Origin of the sequence: Ramlibacter cellulosilyticus, assembly GCF_014297465.1 — a bacterium.
In the GTDB taxonomy this organism is placed as follows: Bacteria; Pseudomonadota; Gammaproteobacteria; order Burkholderiales; family Burkholderiaceae_C; genus Ramlibacter; species Ramlibacter cellulosilyticus.
The window spans coordinates 72,457-86,089 of the sequence record NZ_JACORT010000008.1 but is presented as its reverse complement, the minus strand read 5'-3'; the positions used below and the strand labels follow the sequence as shown (position 1 = coordinate 86,089).

11 protein-coding genes are annotated in these 13,633 nt (G+C 69.2%); all 11 read left to right on the top strand.

The genetic code is table 11. The annotated features are described in order from the left end of the window. Positions 1 to 22: 22 nt before the first annotated feature. The 11 genes from H8N03_RS18000 (at position 23) to H8N03_RS17940 (ending at position 13,545) form a co-directional block, all read left to right on the top strand. Entirely contained in the window at positions 23 to 2,110 is a 2,088-nt protein-coding gene (locus H8N03_RS18000) for a bifunctional 3-phosphoshikimate 1-carboxyvinyltransferase/cytidylate kinase (protein ID WP_187077594.1), read from the top strand. 138 nt (positions 2,111 to 2,248) lie between these two features. Then, positions 2,249 to 3,937 carry a 30S ribosomal protein S1 gene (gene rpsA / locus H8N03_RS17995; protein ID WP_187077593.1) on the top strand — a complete coding sequence of 563 codons (1,689 nt, stop codon included), beginning with the start codon at positions 2,249 to 2,251 and terminating at the stop codon, positions 3,935 to 3,937. 93 nt (positions 3,938 to 4,030) lie between these two features. Next, positions 4,031 to 4,333, top strand: coding sequence for an integration host factor subunit beta (locus tag H8N03_RS17990; RefSeq protein ID WP_187077592.1), 303 nt, complete (start codon positions 4,031 to 4,033; stop codon positions 4,331 to 4,333). Positions 4,334 to 4,364: 31 nt separating this feature from the next. Beyond that, complete coding sequence (locus H8N03_RS17985) at positions 4,365 to 4,658, top strand: LapA family protein (RefSeq protein WP_187077591.1); 294 nt, start codon at positions 4,365 to 4,367, stop codon at positions 4,656 to 4,658. Further along, a complete protein-coding gene (gene lapB / locus H8N03_RS17980; protein ID WP_187077590.1) occupies positions 4,648 to 5,781 on the top strand; it encodes a lipopolysaccharide assembly protein LapB in 1,134 nt (377 codons plus the stop codon). Before H8N03_RS17985 ends, lapB begins: the two co-directional genes overlap by 11 nt. Before the next feature lie 2 nt (positions 5,782 to 5,783). After that, entirely contained in the window at positions 5,784 to 6,713 is a 930-nt protein-coding gene (rfaE1, locus tag H8N03_RS17975; RefSeq protein ID WP_187077589.1) for a D-glycero-beta-D-manno-heptose-7-phosphate kinase, read from the top strand. Next, a complete protein-coding gene (gene rfaD, locus H8N03_RS17970; RefSeq protein ID WP_187077588.1) occupies positions 6,710 to 7,702 on the top strand; it encodes an ADP-glyceromanno-heptose 6-epimerase in 993 nt (330 codons plus the stop codon). Before rfaE1 ends, rfaD begins: the two co-directional genes overlap by 4 nt. A 248-nt stretch (positions 7,703 to 7,950) precedes the next feature. Continuing rightward, positions 7,951 to 10,713: a TIGR04290 family methyltransferase gene (locus H8N03_RS26030; RefSeq protein WP_222623036.1), complete on the top strand. Its 2,763-nt coding sequence runs from the start codon at positions 7,951 to 7,953 to the stop codon at positions 10,711 to 10,713. Next, complete coding sequence (locus H8N03_RS17950; protein WP_187077587.1) at positions 10,714 to 11,559, top strand: PIG-L deacetylase family protein; 846 nt, start codon at positions 10,714 to 10,716, stop codon at positions 11,557 to 11,559. Continuing rightward, positions 11,556 to 12,596, top strand: coding sequence for a glycosyltransferase family 4 protein (locus H8N03_RS17945; RefSeq protein WP_187077586.1), 1,041 nt, complete (start codon positions 11,556 to 11,558; stop codon positions 12,594 to 12,596). The genes H8N03_RS17950 and H8N03_RS17945 overlap by 4 nt, the downstream gene beginning before the upstream one ends. Continuing rightward, the gene (locus tag H8N03_RS17940; RefSeq protein ID WP_187077585.1) at positions 12,565 to 13,545 is read left to right on the top strand and encodes a GNAT family N-acetyltransferase; all 981 of its coding nucleotides are present in this window, start codon (positions 12,565 to 12,567) and stop codon (positions 13,543 to 13,545) included. Before H8N03_RS17945 ends, H8N03_RS17940 begins: the two co-directional genes overlap by 32 nt. Positions 13,546 to 13,633: the final 88 nt, after the last annotated feature.

The window sequence follows — 13,633 nt, the reverse complement described above, 5'->3', positions numbered from 1 at the left end:
CCGGCCCGCCGGGCCCGCCAGCATGTTCGCCACCGCATTCCTCGACCTCCCTCCCCTCGAAGAAGCTGCCGGCACGGTCGTCTTGCCGGGGTCGAAGAGCATTTCGAACCGCGTTCTCCTGCTCGCAGCGCTGAGCGAAGGCACGACGCGCATTCATGACTTGCTGGATTCGGATGACACGCGGGTGATGCTGGATGCGTTGCGGGCGTTGGGGTGCAGCGTGGTGCATAGTGGCGCCGTGCTGGAGGTGAGCGGGCTCGGTGGGGTTCGCTTCGCTCACCACCACCCTACAGGGACCGAAACCGATGGTATTCGTAGGGTGGCGGCCGCGAGCGGCCGGGAGGTGAGCGAAGCGAACCCCACCGCCGGCGCGAAGCGCCTCTTCCTCGGCAACGCCGGCACCGCCATGCGCCCCCTCACCGCGGCGCTGGCCCTCCTCGGCGGCGACTTCGAGGTCTCCGGCGTCGCCCGCATGCACGAGCGACCCATCGGCGACCTCGTCGACGCCCTGCGCCAGCTCGGTTGCCGCATCGACTACCTGGGCAGCGCGGGCTACCCGCCGCTGCGCATCCACCCCGCGCAGTCGCTGAACCTCGACGCGCCCATCCCCGTCCGCGGCGACGTCTCCAGCCAGTTCCTCACGGCGCTGCTGATGGCCCTGCCGCTGGTGGCGACCAAGGACATCGTCATCGAGGTCGTCGGCGAGCTGATCTCCAAGCCCTACATCGAGATCACGCTCAACATGCTGCAGCGCTTCGGCATCGCCGTGCGCCGCGATGGCTGGGAGCGCTTCACGATCCCCGCTGGCAGCCGCTACCAGTCCCCGGGCGAGATCCACGTCGAGGCGGATGCCTCGTCCGCCAGCTACTTCGTCGCCCTGGGCGCGATCGCCGGCGTGGACGCTCCCGTGCGCATCGAAGGCGTGGGCGCCAGCTCCATCCAGGGCGACATCCGCTTCGTCGACGCCGCCCGCCAGATGGGCGCCGCGATCGCCAGCGGGCCGAACTGGATCGAGGTGCGCCGCGGCGCCTGGCCGCTCAAGGGCATCGAGCTGGACTGCAACCACATCCCCGACGCCGCCATGACCCTGGCGGTGATGGCACTCTACGCGGACCGCCCCACCACCTTGCGCAACATCGCGAGCTGGCGCGTCAAGGAAACCGACCGCCTGACCGCCATGGCGCAGGAACTGCGCAAGCTGGGCGCCACGGTGGAAGAAGGCGCGGACTTCCTGAAGGTCACCCCGCCCGGCGACTCCAACTGGTTCCCGGCCACCATCCGCACGTACGACGACCACCGGATGGCGATGTGCTTCTCGCTGGCCGCGTTCAACCCGGCCGGGGCGCACGTCCGCATCCTGGACCCGACGTGCGTCGGCAAGACCTTCCCCGACTACTTCGAGACCCTGTTTTCCGTGACCTGGACCGACCCGCCGCACATCCCGGTGATCTGCGTCGACGGCCCCACGGCCTCCGGCAAGGGCACCCTGGCCTCCGAAGTCGCCCGCCGCCTGGGCTACCACTACCTCGACTCGGGCGCCCTGTACCGCATTGCCGGCCTGGCGGCCACGCGCGCGGGCCTGGAGCTGGACGTCGCCCACGAACACACCATCGCCCGGATGGCCGAGACGCTGCCCATCGTCTTCACGGACGGCCGGGTGATCCTCGCTGGCGAGGACGTGACGGACGCGATCCGCACCGAGACCGCCGGCATGAACGCCTCCAAGGTCTCCGCCCTGCCGGCGGTGCGCACTGCGCTGGTGGCCCTGCAGCAAGGCTTCCGCAAGCTGCCGGGCCTGGTGGCGGACGGCCGCGACATGGGCACGGTGATCTTCCCGGACGCCCCGCTGAAGGTCTACCTCACGGCCAGCGCCGCCCAGCGCGCCGACCGGCGCCATAAGCAATTGATTTCAAAAGGCATTTCGGCTACACTGGCCGACCTTCGCGCGGACCTCGAGGCCCGCGATGCCCGCGACTCCGGTCGCGCCGTCGCGCCCCTCAAGCCTGCCGAAGACGCCCTCCTCCTCGATAACTCGGGCCAGACGGTTGAAGAATCGGTGGCACAGGTCCTCGGCTGGTGGGAAGAGAAGCAGCCCTTCGTCTCCGGATGATCGTCTGCCCGTAGGCTGGGTTGCGCGCAGCGCACCCCAGCGTAGCAAGAAGGCCCCCGCCACTCCCTCCGCGCAGCAGCGCACCGGTGTCGGGGATCGTCAACCCTAACCCCCGCGGTTCCCAAGACCGCAAACCCAATGTCTGAATCCTTTGCCGCCCTGTTCGAGGAATCGCTGCAACGCGCCGAAATGCGCGCCGGCGAAGTCATCACCGCCGAAGTCGTCCGCGTGGAGCACAACCACGTCGTGGTCAACGCCGGCCTGAAGTCGGAAGCCTACATTCCGATCGACGAATTCAAGAACGACCAGGGCGAAGTCGAAGTGCAAGCCGGGGACTTCGTCTCCGTTGCCATCGACGCCATCGAAAACGGCTACGGCGACACCATCCTGTCGCGCGACAAGGCCAAGCGCCTCGCCTCCTGGATGTCCCTGGAGAAGGCGCTCGAGTCCGGCGAATTCGTCACCGGCACCACGACCGGCAAGGTCAAGGGCGGCCTCACCGTGCTGGTGAACGGCATCCGCGCCTTCCTGCCCGGTTCGCTGATCGACACCCGTCCCATCAAGGACCTGTCTCCGTTCGAAAACAAGACGATGGAGTTCAAGGTCATCAAGCTGGACCGCAAGCGCAACAACGTGGTGCTGTCGCGCCGCGCCGTGGTCGAAGCGTCCATGGGCGAAGAGCGCGCCAAGCTGATGGAAACCCTCAAGGAAGGCTCCATCGTCCGCGGCGTGGTCAAGAACATCACCGAGTACGGTGCGTTCGTGGACCTCGGCGGCATCGACGGCCTGCTGCACATCACCGACATGGCCTGGCGCCGTGTCCGCCACCCGAGCGAAGTGGTCACCGCCGGCCAGGAAATCACCGCCAAGATCCTCAAGTTCGACACCGAGAAGAACCGCGTGTCCCTGGGTCTCAAGCAGATGGGCGACGACCCGTGGCTGGGCGTGTCCCGCCGCTACCCCCCGGGCACCCGCATGTTCGGCAAGGTCACGAACATCGCCGACTACGGCGCGTTCGTCGAGCTCGAGCCCGGCATCGAAGGCCTGGTGCACGTCTCCGAAATGGACTGGACCAACAAGAACGTGGCTCCCTCCAAGGTCGTCTCCCTGGGTGACGAAGTGGAAGTCATGGTCCTCGAGATCGACGAAGACAAGCGCCGCATCTCCCTGGGCATGAAGCAGTGCAAGGCCAACCCCTGGCAGGAATTCGCGCAGAACACCAAGCGCGGCGACCGCGTCAAGGGCCCGATCAAGTCGATCACCGACTTCGGCGTGTTCGTGGGCCTGGCTGCCGGCATCGACGGCCTGGTGCACCTGTCCGACCTGTCCTGGAACGAGCCCGGCGAGCAGGCCGTGCGCAACTACAAGAAGGGCCAGGAAGTCGAGGCGATCGTGCTGGGCGTGGACGTCGACCGCGAGCGCATCTCCCTGGGCATCAAGCAGCTCGATGGCGACCCGTTCGCCACCTTCACCTCGGTGCACGACAAGGGCTCCGCGGTGACGGGCAAGGTCAAGACCGTCGACCCGAAGGGCGCCGAGATCGACCTGGGCAACGACATCGTGGGCTACCTGCGTGCCTCCGAAATCAGCCGCGACCGCGTGGAAGACGCGCGCAACGTGCTGAAGGAAGGCGACGAAGTCACGGCCGTGGTCGTGAACATCGACCGCAAGACCCGCAACATCCAGCTGTCCATCAAGCAGAAGGACATGATCGACGAGCAGGGCGCGATGGCCCAGCTGTCGCAGCAGTCCTCCCGCGAGCAGGCCGGCACCACCAGCCTGGGCGCGCTGCTGCGTGCGAAGCTGGACAACGCTGACAAGCAATAAGTCCAGGGACTAGGGGTTAGGGGCTAGGGGCTAGGGAGCGGCATGGCTGTTTCCCTAGTCCCTAAGCCCTAGACCCTAACCCCTCTGCACCCAATGACCCGCTCCGACCTCGTCGAAGAACTCGCCTCGCGTTTCGGCCAGCTGACGCACCGCGACGCGGAGTACGCCGTCAAGACCATCCTGGACGCGATGAGCGACGCGCTCGTGCGCGGGCACCGCATCGAGATCCGCGGCTTCGGCAGCTTCTCGATCAACCGGCGCCCTCCCCGCATGGGCCGCAATCCCCGTTCGGGCGAAAGCGTGCACATCCCGGAAAAGCGGGTCCCGCACTTCAAGCCGGGCAAGGCCCTGCGCGAAGCGGTGGACCAGCGGACCAAGGAACTCGAAGCGGGCTGAACCGTACAATTCCTCGCGACCGAGGAGCCCAATGAAATATCTCGCATGGCTGCTCAAGGCAGCCATTTTTTTTACCCTGTTCGCCTTCGCGCTGAACAACCAGCAGGACGTCACCGTGCACTTCTTCTTCGGCACGTCCTGGACGGCGCCGCTGGTGCTGGTGGTGCTGGCCGTGTTCGCGGCCGGCCTGGTGGTCGGCGCGCTGGGCATGGTCCCGCGCTGGTGGAAGCACCGCAAGGCCTCGCGCCACCCGGCCGCCCAGGACACCCTGGCCGCGCCGAGCACGCTGATCGGACAGGGCACGCCCCCGACGCATGGACTTTGACCTGACCTGGCTGCTCTGGGGCCTGCCCATCGCCTTCGGCCTGGGCTGGCTGGCGTCCCGGCTGGACCTGCGGCAGCTGCGCATCGAGAACCGGCTGGCGCCCAAGGCCTACTTCCGCGGCCTCAACTTCCTCCTGAACGAGCAGCAGGACCAGGCGATCGACGCCTTCATCGAGGCGGTGCAGAACGACCCGGACACCTCCGAGCTGCACTTCGCGCTGGGCAACCTGTTCCGCCGCCGCGGCGAGTACGAGCGCGCGGTGCGCGTGCACGAACACCTGCTCTCGCGTGCCGACCTCTCCCGTGCCGACCGGCACCGCGCGCAGCACGCCCTGGCGCTCGATTTCCTCAAGGCCGGCCTGCTCGATCGCGCCGAGGAGGCGCTGCGCAAGCTGGAAGGCACCGCCTACGAGGAACAGGCCCTGCTGGCGCTGCTCGCCATCTACGAGCGTTCGCGCGACTGGGCCCAGGCCTCCGAGATCGCCCGCAAGCTCGACGCCGGCAGCCCCGGCCAGTTCGCCGGCCGCCAGGCGCACTACCTGTGCGAGCAGGCCACCAAGGCCTCGCCCGAGGCGGCCGAACAGCTGCTGGAAAAAGCCATCAAGGCCGCGCCGCGCTCGCCGCGCCCCCGCATGGACCTGGCCGCATTGCGCCGCCGCGCCGGCGACGCGCAGGCCGCGTACGACCTGCTGGCGGAAACCGCTCGCACGGTGCCCACCTCCATCCCGCTGCTCGCCGCACCGCTGGCCGATGCGGCCATCGCCTGTGGCCGCCGGGACGAGGTCGCGGCGCTGCTGCGCGCCAACTACGAGCAGACCCACTCGCTCGACGTGCTGGACGCCATCACGTCGCTGGAGGACGAGCCGGACGCCGCCCGCCAGTGGTACGTGCAGCACCTGCAGCGCGAGCCCTCGCTCGTGGCGGCGGCGAAGTGGATCGCCGGCGAGAAGCTGGAGCACGAGCAGTTCCACCCCGACGTGCAACGCGCCCTGGAGCACGCCGTCAAACCCCTCACCCGTTACCGCTGCGCGGCCTGCGGCTTCGAGTCCAAGCAGCATTTCTGGCAATGTCCGGGTTGCCAGGCCTGGGACTCGTATCCCCCTCGCCGCGTGGAAGAGCTCTGACCATGAACCCCACCAAGCAACAACTGGCGCAGGCCCACGTCCTCGTCGTCGGCGACGCGATGCTGGACCGCTACTGGCACGGTGCCGTCGAGCGCATCTCGCCCGAGGCGCCGGTGCCCGTCGTGAAAGTCTCGCGCGAGGAAGAGCGCGTGGGCGCCGCGGCCAACGTCGCGTACAACATCAGCACGCTGGGCGCGAAGGCCAGCTTCCTCGGCGTGGTCGGCGACGACGAGCCCGGGCACAAGCTGGAATCGCTGCTCACGCAGACCGGCGTGGAGGCGCACCTCAAGCGCGACGCCGGCCTGCGCACCACCGTCAAGCTGCGCGTCATCGGCCGGCAGCAGCAGCTGCTGCGCATGGACTTCGAGAACGAGCCGGACCACGAAGTGCTGGCCCTGCAGAGCACCAGCTTCGACGCGCTGCTGCCGCGGCAGCAGGCCATCCTTTTCTCCGACTACGGCAAGGGCGGGCTCGCCCACATCCCGCGCATGATCGCGGCGGCGCGCGCGGCGAACAAGCCCGTGCTGATCGACCCCAAGGGCGAGGACTACGCGCGCTACCGCGGCGCCACCGTCATCACGCCCAACCGCGCCGAACTGCAGGACGTGATCGGCCGCTGGAGCAGCGAGGCGATGCTGATCCAGCGCGCGCACGAACTGCGCAGGGATCTCGGCCTCGACGCGCTGCTGCTCACGCGCAGCGAGGAAGGCATGACCTTGTTCGATGCGCAAGGCGAGATCACCGTCAAGGCGCAGGCCCGCGAGGTGTTCGACGTCACCGGCGCCGGCGACACCGTGATCGCCACGCTCGCCGCGATGGTCGCCGCAGGGATGAGCCTGCGCGACGCCGTCCCCATCGCCAACCGCGCCGGGGGTATCGTGGTGGGCAAGTTCGGCACCGCCACCGTCACCTACGAGGAGCTTTTCGCATGACCCGCGTCGTCGTCACCGGCGGAGCCGGCTTCATAGGATCCAACATCGTCCAGGGCCTCAACGCCCGCGGCATCGACGACATCATCGTCGTCGACGACCTGACCCACGGCGACAAATTCAGGAACCTCGCCGACCTGAAGATCGCCGACTACATCGACGCGGACGACTTCTACGCCGTGTTCGCCGAAGGCGGCTTCGGCAAGGTGGAGGCCGTGTTCCACGAGGGCGCCTGCAGCGACACGATGGAGCAGGACGGCAAGTACATGATGGACAACAACTACGGCGTGTCCTGCTCGCTGTTCGAGTCCTGCCAGGAGCGCGGCACGCGGCTGCTGTACGCGTCCTCCGCCGCGGTGTACGGCGGCTCCAGCACCTTCCGCGAGACGCCGGAGTTCGAGCGGCCGCTCAACGTCTACGGCTACAGCAAGCTGCTGTTCGACCAGCGCATGCGCCGCGAGTGCGGGGACTTCCAGCGCATGAAGAAGCAGGTCGTCGGCTTCCGCTACTTCAATGTCTACGGCCCGCGCGAGCAGCACAAGGGCCGCATGGCGAGCGTGGCTTTCCACCAGTTCAACCAGTTCCGAGACCAGGGCAAGGTGAAGCTGTTCGGCGAGTACGGTGGCTACGGCCCCGGCGAGCAGACGCGGGACTTCGTGTTCGTGGACGACGTCGTCGCCGTCAACCTGTGGTTCTTCGACCACCCGGAGAAGTCCGGCATCTTCAACCTGGGCTCGGGCCGCGCGCAGCCGTTCAACGACGTGGCGGTGGCGGTGGTGAACACGCTGAAGGGCGGCGTGCCGACGGCGCAAGCCGCCGTGGAGCAGGGCCTGCTGGAGTACATCCCCTTCCCCGACGCGCTGCGCGGCAAGTACCAGTGCTTCACGCAGGCGGACCTCACGGCGTTGCGCGAGGCGGGATGCGAGCACCAGTTCGCGGACGTGGCGACGGGGGTGGGGAAGTACATGAAGGTGCTCTCCTCCGCCGCGTAGCTGCGCTCGAAACGCTGGGGTTCGCTGACGCGAAACCCAGCCTGCTTCGCTCCGGGTTGCGCGCGACCGTAGGCTGGGTTGCGCGCAGTTGCCGTAGGCTGGGTTGCGCGTAGCGCACCCCAGCGCTTCCGCGCATCGCTGGGGTGCGCATACGCGCAACCCAGCCTACGAGCGAAACCCGGCCCAGCGACGGATTGTCGTCCCCCGCCTACAAGCGGCTGAGCTTCGCCGTTGGCCTAATCACGGCAATGCGGCTCGTGATCTTCGGCCTGACCGTCAGCTCCTCCTGGGGCAACGGCCACGCCACGCTCTGGCGCGGCCTCTGGCGTGCCCTCGCCCGCCGGGGCCATTCCATCGTGTTCTTCGAACGCGACGTCCCCTACTACGCGGACCACCGCGACGTGCGCGAACTGCCGGGCGGGGAGCTCGTGCTGTACCGCAGCTGGGACGAGATCCGGCAGCGCGCCCAAGAGGAACTGCGTTGCGCCGACGTGGCGATGGTCACCTCCTACTGCCCCGACGGCGTGCCCGCGACGGCGCTCGTCGCGGACAGCCACGCGGTGAAGGTCTTCTACGACATGGACACGCCCGTCACGGTCGAGAACCTGCGTGCCGGCAAGGAAGTGGCGTACCTCGGCGAACGCGGGCTGCGCGACTTCGACCTCGTCCTCAGCTACACGGGCGGGCCGGTGCTCGACGTCCTGCGCACGCTGCTCGGCGCGCGCAAGGTCGCCACGCTCTACGGCCACGTCGATCCGCAACAGCACCACCGCACGGCCAGTGCGCCCCCGTACGCCTGCGACCTCTCCTATCTCGGCACCTACGCCGCCGACCGGCAGGCCGCGCTGGAGAGCCTCTTCATCGAACCGGCACGCCGCATGCCGGCGCGCAGCTTCCTCATCGGCGGCGCGCAGTACCCGTCCGACTTTCCCTGGACCGGCAACATCCGCTTCGTGCGCCACATGCCGCCGCCGGAGCATCCCGCCTTCTTCTCCTCCTCGCGCCTCACGTTGAGCGTCACGCGCCGCGCGATGGCGGAGAACGGCTGGTGCCCCTCGGGGCGGCTCTTCGAAGCTTCCGCCTGCGGTACGCCCGTCGTGAGCGACTGGTGGGAAGGCCTCGACGCCTTCTACACGCCGGGACGCGAGATCCTCGTCGCGCGCACGACCGACGACGTGCTCGCCGCTCTGGAACTGTCGGACGCGGAAGTGGCGAACATCGCGAAGAACGCGTTCGAACGCACGATGGCGGAACACACGTCCGAACGCCGCGTGGAGGAACTCGAACGGCTCGTCGAAGGCGCGCACAGCGCACCGGCAGCGACGAAGAACAGCACAGGGAGAACGGCGACCATGTGGGGCATCATCCCGGCGGCCGGCATGGGCACGCGCATCCAGCCCCTCGGCTTTTCCAAGGAACTGCTGCCCGTGGGCAGCAGCGTCATCGGCGACGTGGAGCGTCCGCGCGCCGTGAGCGAGTTCCTCGTCGAGCGCATGATCAAGGCCGGAACCGGCAAGATCTGCTTCGTGGTCGGGCCGGGCAAGTCCGACATCGTCCAGTACTACGGCACGAACGCGGGCCAGGCGGACATCTGCTACGTGGTGCAGCCCAAGGCGGGTGGCCTCTGCGACGCCATCTTCCGCGCCTGCCCGCTGATCCCCGGCGACGAGCACGTCGTCATCGGATTGCCCGACACGATCTGGTTCCCCGACGACGGCCTCGCGCACTTGCCCGACGGTGTGCTGTCCTTCCTGCTCTTCCCGGTGGACCGGCCGCAGGCTTTCGACGCCGTCGTGACCGATGCGGACGGCTACGTGCAGGAAATCCAGGTCAAGCATCCGGACGCGCGCTCCAACTGGATCTGGGGCGCCTTCAAGATGCCGGGCCGCGTGCTGCACGAGCTGCAGGCGCTGTGGCAGGAACGCGAGCGCCGCGACGAATACATGGGCACGCTGGTGAACGCGTGGATCCGGAAAGGCGGCCGCGCGGTCGGCGTGCGGCGCGGCGAAGCGTATGTCGACGTCGGCACCGTGCACGGCTACCGCGAGGCGCTGAACCTCCTGAGCTCCCGCGTCGCCAAGCCGGAAGAAGCGGCGCCGCGCCCCACCACGGTCTGCAGCGGCGCCGGCACGCCTTTCACCATGGAATCCAGCGAGCCGGGCTCCTCCCCGTGGTCCCCTGCGCTCGCCGAGGCGCCGGCCACGGAACGCCGCGCCAGCACGCCGCGCGAGCGCCGAAGCTACACCCGCGCCGAGATCGAGCAAGGCGTGCGCGAGCGCGGCGACTGGTTCCAGAACCTCGACCTGTATGGCGTGCGCACCGCGCCGGCGCACTTCCTCGGCGACTTCCCCACGACCAAGTGGAAGCGCTTCGCCGACGTGATCCCGCAGGACCTCACCGGCAAGTCGGTGCTGGACATCGGCTGCAACGCAGGCTTCTACTCCTTCGAGATGAAGAAGCGCGGCGCGAGCCGCGTCGTGGGCATCGACTTCAGCGACCACTACCTGGACCAGGCCCGCTTCGCCGCGGAGGTGCAGGGCTTCGCCGACATCGAGTTCCGCCGGCTCACGGTGTACGACGTGGGCGCGCTGCGGGAGCGTTTCGACCTCGTGCTGTTCATGGGCCTCGTCTACCACCTGCGGCATCCGCTGCTGGCGCTGGACCTGATCCACGAGCACGTCGCGAAGGACCTGCTGGTGTTCCAGTCGCTGCAGCGCGGCAGCCCCGAGATCGAGCCGCTGCAGGACGACTACGACTTCTGGGAGACCGAGGTCTTCCACCGCCCCGGCTACCCGAAGCTGCACTTCGTGGAGAAGAAGTACTCGCACGACGAGACGAACTGGTGGGTGCCCAACGCGGCCTGCAGCGCGGCGATGCTGCGCAGCGCCGGCTTCCGCGTCATCGCGCATCCGGAGGAAGAAGTCTTCCTGTGCAAGCGCGTCGAGGTGCCCCCCGGCCCGGACGGTCCGCGCGCCGTGTACCCCTCACGCGCCGACAAAGAGAGCCGCTGAGTGCTGCCGGCGGAGGCTGCGCTGCTGTCCGTCCTGGGCGCGCCCGCGGGCGAGCGCCTGCGGCCGCTGCCGGCCACGATGGTGGTCGGCGCCCATCCCGACGATGAGACGGTGGGCGCAGGTTCGCGCCTGCCGCGCCTGGCGGCCGCGCGCTTCCTGTGCGTCACCGATGGTGCGCCCCGCAACGGCGAGGACGCGAGCCGGCACGGCTTCACGCCCGAGGAGTACGCGCGGGCGCGGCGGCTCGAATTGCAGACGGTGCTCGTGCGCTGCGGCATCGCGCCGAGCCGGCTGGCTTCGCTGGAGGCGCCGGACCAGCAGGCGCCGCTGCTGCTGGCGCCGCTGGCGCGCACCCTCGCCGACCGCCTCGCGGAAGAAGGCACCGAAGTGATCCTCACGCACGCGTACGAAGGCGGCCATCCCGACCACGACGCCACCGCGTTCATCGTGCACGCGGCCGTGGCGCTGCTGCGCGCGCGCAGAGAGCGCTTCCCCGGGATCGTGGAAATGGCTTCGTACCACCGCGCGCCGGATGGCGTGCGCACCTTCGGCTTCCTGCCGCGGGCGGACGGCGAGGAGGACCACGCCGTGACGGTCGCGCTCACGCCGGAGGAGCAGCGCTTCAAGGCCGACCTCATCGCCAGCTTCGCGACGCAGCGGCAGACGCTGGAGAGCTTTCCCGTGGACCGCGAAGGCTTCCGTCCCGCGCCGCGCTACGACTTCCGCCAGCCGCCGCATGCCGGCAAGCTGCACTACGAGCACTACCCCTGGGGCATGAGCGGCGATCACTTCCGTGCCCTGGTCGCGGAGGCGATGTCGGAACTGGGGCTCGCAGGCCTCCTATGAGCCTCACGGTGCTCAGCGTCGCCTATCCGTTCGCGCCGGTGGGGCCGGACGCGGTGGGCGGGGCCGAGCAGGTGCTGGGGCACCTCGATGCTGCGCTGGTCGCGGCGGGGCATCGCTCGATCGTGGTGGCGACCGCGGGTTCGCGGGTTGCGGGCGAACTGGTCGCGACCCAGGCGCCGCCCCGTCCGTTCGACGATGCACAGCGCGCGCGCGCGTGGGCGGCGCATCGGGCGGCGATCGAGCAGGTACTCGTTTCCCGGCCCGTGGACGTCGTGCACATGCACGGCCTCGACTTCCACGCGTACCTGCCGCCGCCTTCGCGCGTGCCCATCCTCGTCACGCTGCACCTGCCGCCGGCCTGGTACGCGCCGGACGCCTTCGTGGCCTTGCGCGACGACGTGCACCTGCATTGCGTCTCGCACACGCAGCACCGCACCTGGCCCACGGGCATGCGGCTGCTGCCGCCCATCCTGAATGGCGTGCCCGCCGATGCGCTGCAAAGCCGTGTCCGCAAGCGCCGCTTCGCGCTGGCGCTCGGACGCATCTGCCCGGAGAAGAACCTGCACGAGGCGCTGGATGCGGGCCTCGGGGCGGGCATGCCCGTGCTGCTCGGCGGCGAGGTCTTCCCGTACGACGCGCACGAGCGCTACTTCCGCGAGAAGATCGTGCCGCGCCTGGACGGCATGCGCCGCTTCCTCGGCCCCGTGGGCTTCACGCGCAAGCGCCGGCTGCTCACGGCCGCGCACTGCCTGCTGGTGCCGACGCTGGCGCCCGAGACCGGCTCGCTGGTGGCCATGGAAGCGCTCGCCTGCGGCACGCCGGTGGTGGCGTACGCGAGCGGCGCGCTGCCGGAGATCGTGCAGCACGGCGAGACCGGCTTCCTGGTGCACGACGCGATCGGCATGGCTGCGGCGATCGGCGAATGCGGGCGGATCCCGTCGGCGCACTGCCGCGCGGTGGCGCGCGAGCGCTTCTCCGTGGAGCGCATGGCGAGGGACTACTTCGATGCCTACCACCGCCTCGCGGGCACACGCTGACGTCGAGTCGCTCGAAGCGCTGGAAGCGGAGTGGGAGGCGCTCTGGCGCGAAGATGCGAGCGCGACGCCCTTCCAGTCGCCGCACTGGCTGCTGCCGTGGTGGAGGCATGTGGGCAAGGGTGAGGAACGGGCCCTGGCGGTGCGCGACGACGATGGCCGGCTCATGGGCTTGGCGCCGCTCTACGTCTACACGGATGCAGGCGGACGGCGGCACCTGTTCCCCGTCGGGATCGGCACGACCGACTACCTCGGGCTGCTCGCGCGCCAGGGATGGGAGAAGGCCGTGGCGGAAGCCGTGCTGGAGCGCGTCATGCACTGGCGCGACTGGGACGTCCTGGAATGGCCGCAGTTGCAGGGGACGAGCGCGCTGCTCTCGCTGCCGGGCGTGGAGGTGATCGCGGGCGAGCCGAATCCGGTCCTCGCCTTGCAGCCGCCGGCGGCCATCCCGAAGTCGACGCTCGCGAACCTGCGCACGTGCCGCAATCGCGCGGCCCGTGCCGGCACGATCACGTACGAACTGGCGGACGCAGGCACCATTCCCGCGTACCTCGATGCGCTCGCGCGCCTGCATGCGAGCCGGTGGAAGGAACGCGGACTGCCCGGCGTGCTGGCCGACGAGGCGGTGCGTGCATCGCATGCCGAGGCGGCGCCGCGACTGCATGCGGCGGGCGTGTTGCGGCTGCATGGCTTGCGGCTGGACGGGGAGCTGGTCGCGGTGCTGCATGTGCTGATGCACCGTCGTCGTTGCTACTACTACATCGGCGGCTTCGATCCCCGGCATGCGGCGTTCAGCCCGGGAAGCCTGCTGCTCGCGCATGCGATCGGGGAAGCGGCGCGCGAGGGCGCGAAGGTCTTTGATTTCCTGCGCGGCGCGGAGGCGTACAAGTATCGGTGGGGGGCCCTGGATCAGCCGATGTTCACGCTTCGCGTGCGCGGTGGGCTTCGCTGACGCTCACCTTCCGCGGCTGTCGCCGCGCCACCCTACGAACAGCCGCATCGTCGCCCCCCCAATCCGGCGCGCGCCGGCTGCTCGTAGG

Coding starts and splice junctions, on each gene's coding strand:
- rfaD (WP_187077588.1), top strand. CDS start 6,710: ATGACCCGCGTCGTCGTCACCGGCGGAGCCGGCTTCATAGGATCCAAC.
- H8N03_RS17940 (WP_187077585.1), top strand. CDS start 12,565: ATGCCTACCACCGCCTCGCGGGCACACGCTGACGTCGAGTCGCTCGAA.
- H8N03_RS17945 (WP_187077586.1), top strand. CDS start 11,556: ATGAGCCTCACGGTGCTCAGCGTCGCCTATCCGTTCGCGCCGGTGGGG.
- H8N03_RS17990 (WP_187077592.1), top strand. CDS start 4,031: ATGACCCGCTCCGACCTCGTCGAAGAACTCGCCTCGCGTTTCGGCCAG.
- H8N03_RS18000 (WP_187077594.1), top strand. CDS start 23: ATGTTCGCCACCGCATTCCTCGACCTCCCTCCCCTCGAAGAAGCTGCC.
- rfaE1 (WP_187077589.1), top strand. CDS start 5,784: ATGAACCCCACCAAGCAACAACTGGCGCAGGCCCACGTCCTCGTCGTC.
- H8N03_RS17985 (WP_187077591.1), top strand. CDS start 4,365: ATGAAATATCTCGCATGGCTGCTCAAGGCAGCCATTTTTTTTACCCTG.
- rpsA (WP_187077593.1), top strand. CDS start 2,249: ATGTCTGAATCCTTTGCCGCCCTGTTCGAGGAATCGCTGCAACGCGCC.
- lapB (WP_187077590.1), top strand. CDS start 4,648: ATGGACTTTGACCTGACCTGGCTGCTCTGGGGCCTGCCCATCGCCTTC.
- H8N03_RS26030 (WP_222623036.1), top strand. CDS start 7,951: ATGCGGCTCGTGATCTTCGGCCTGACCGTCAGCTCCTCCTGGGGCAAC.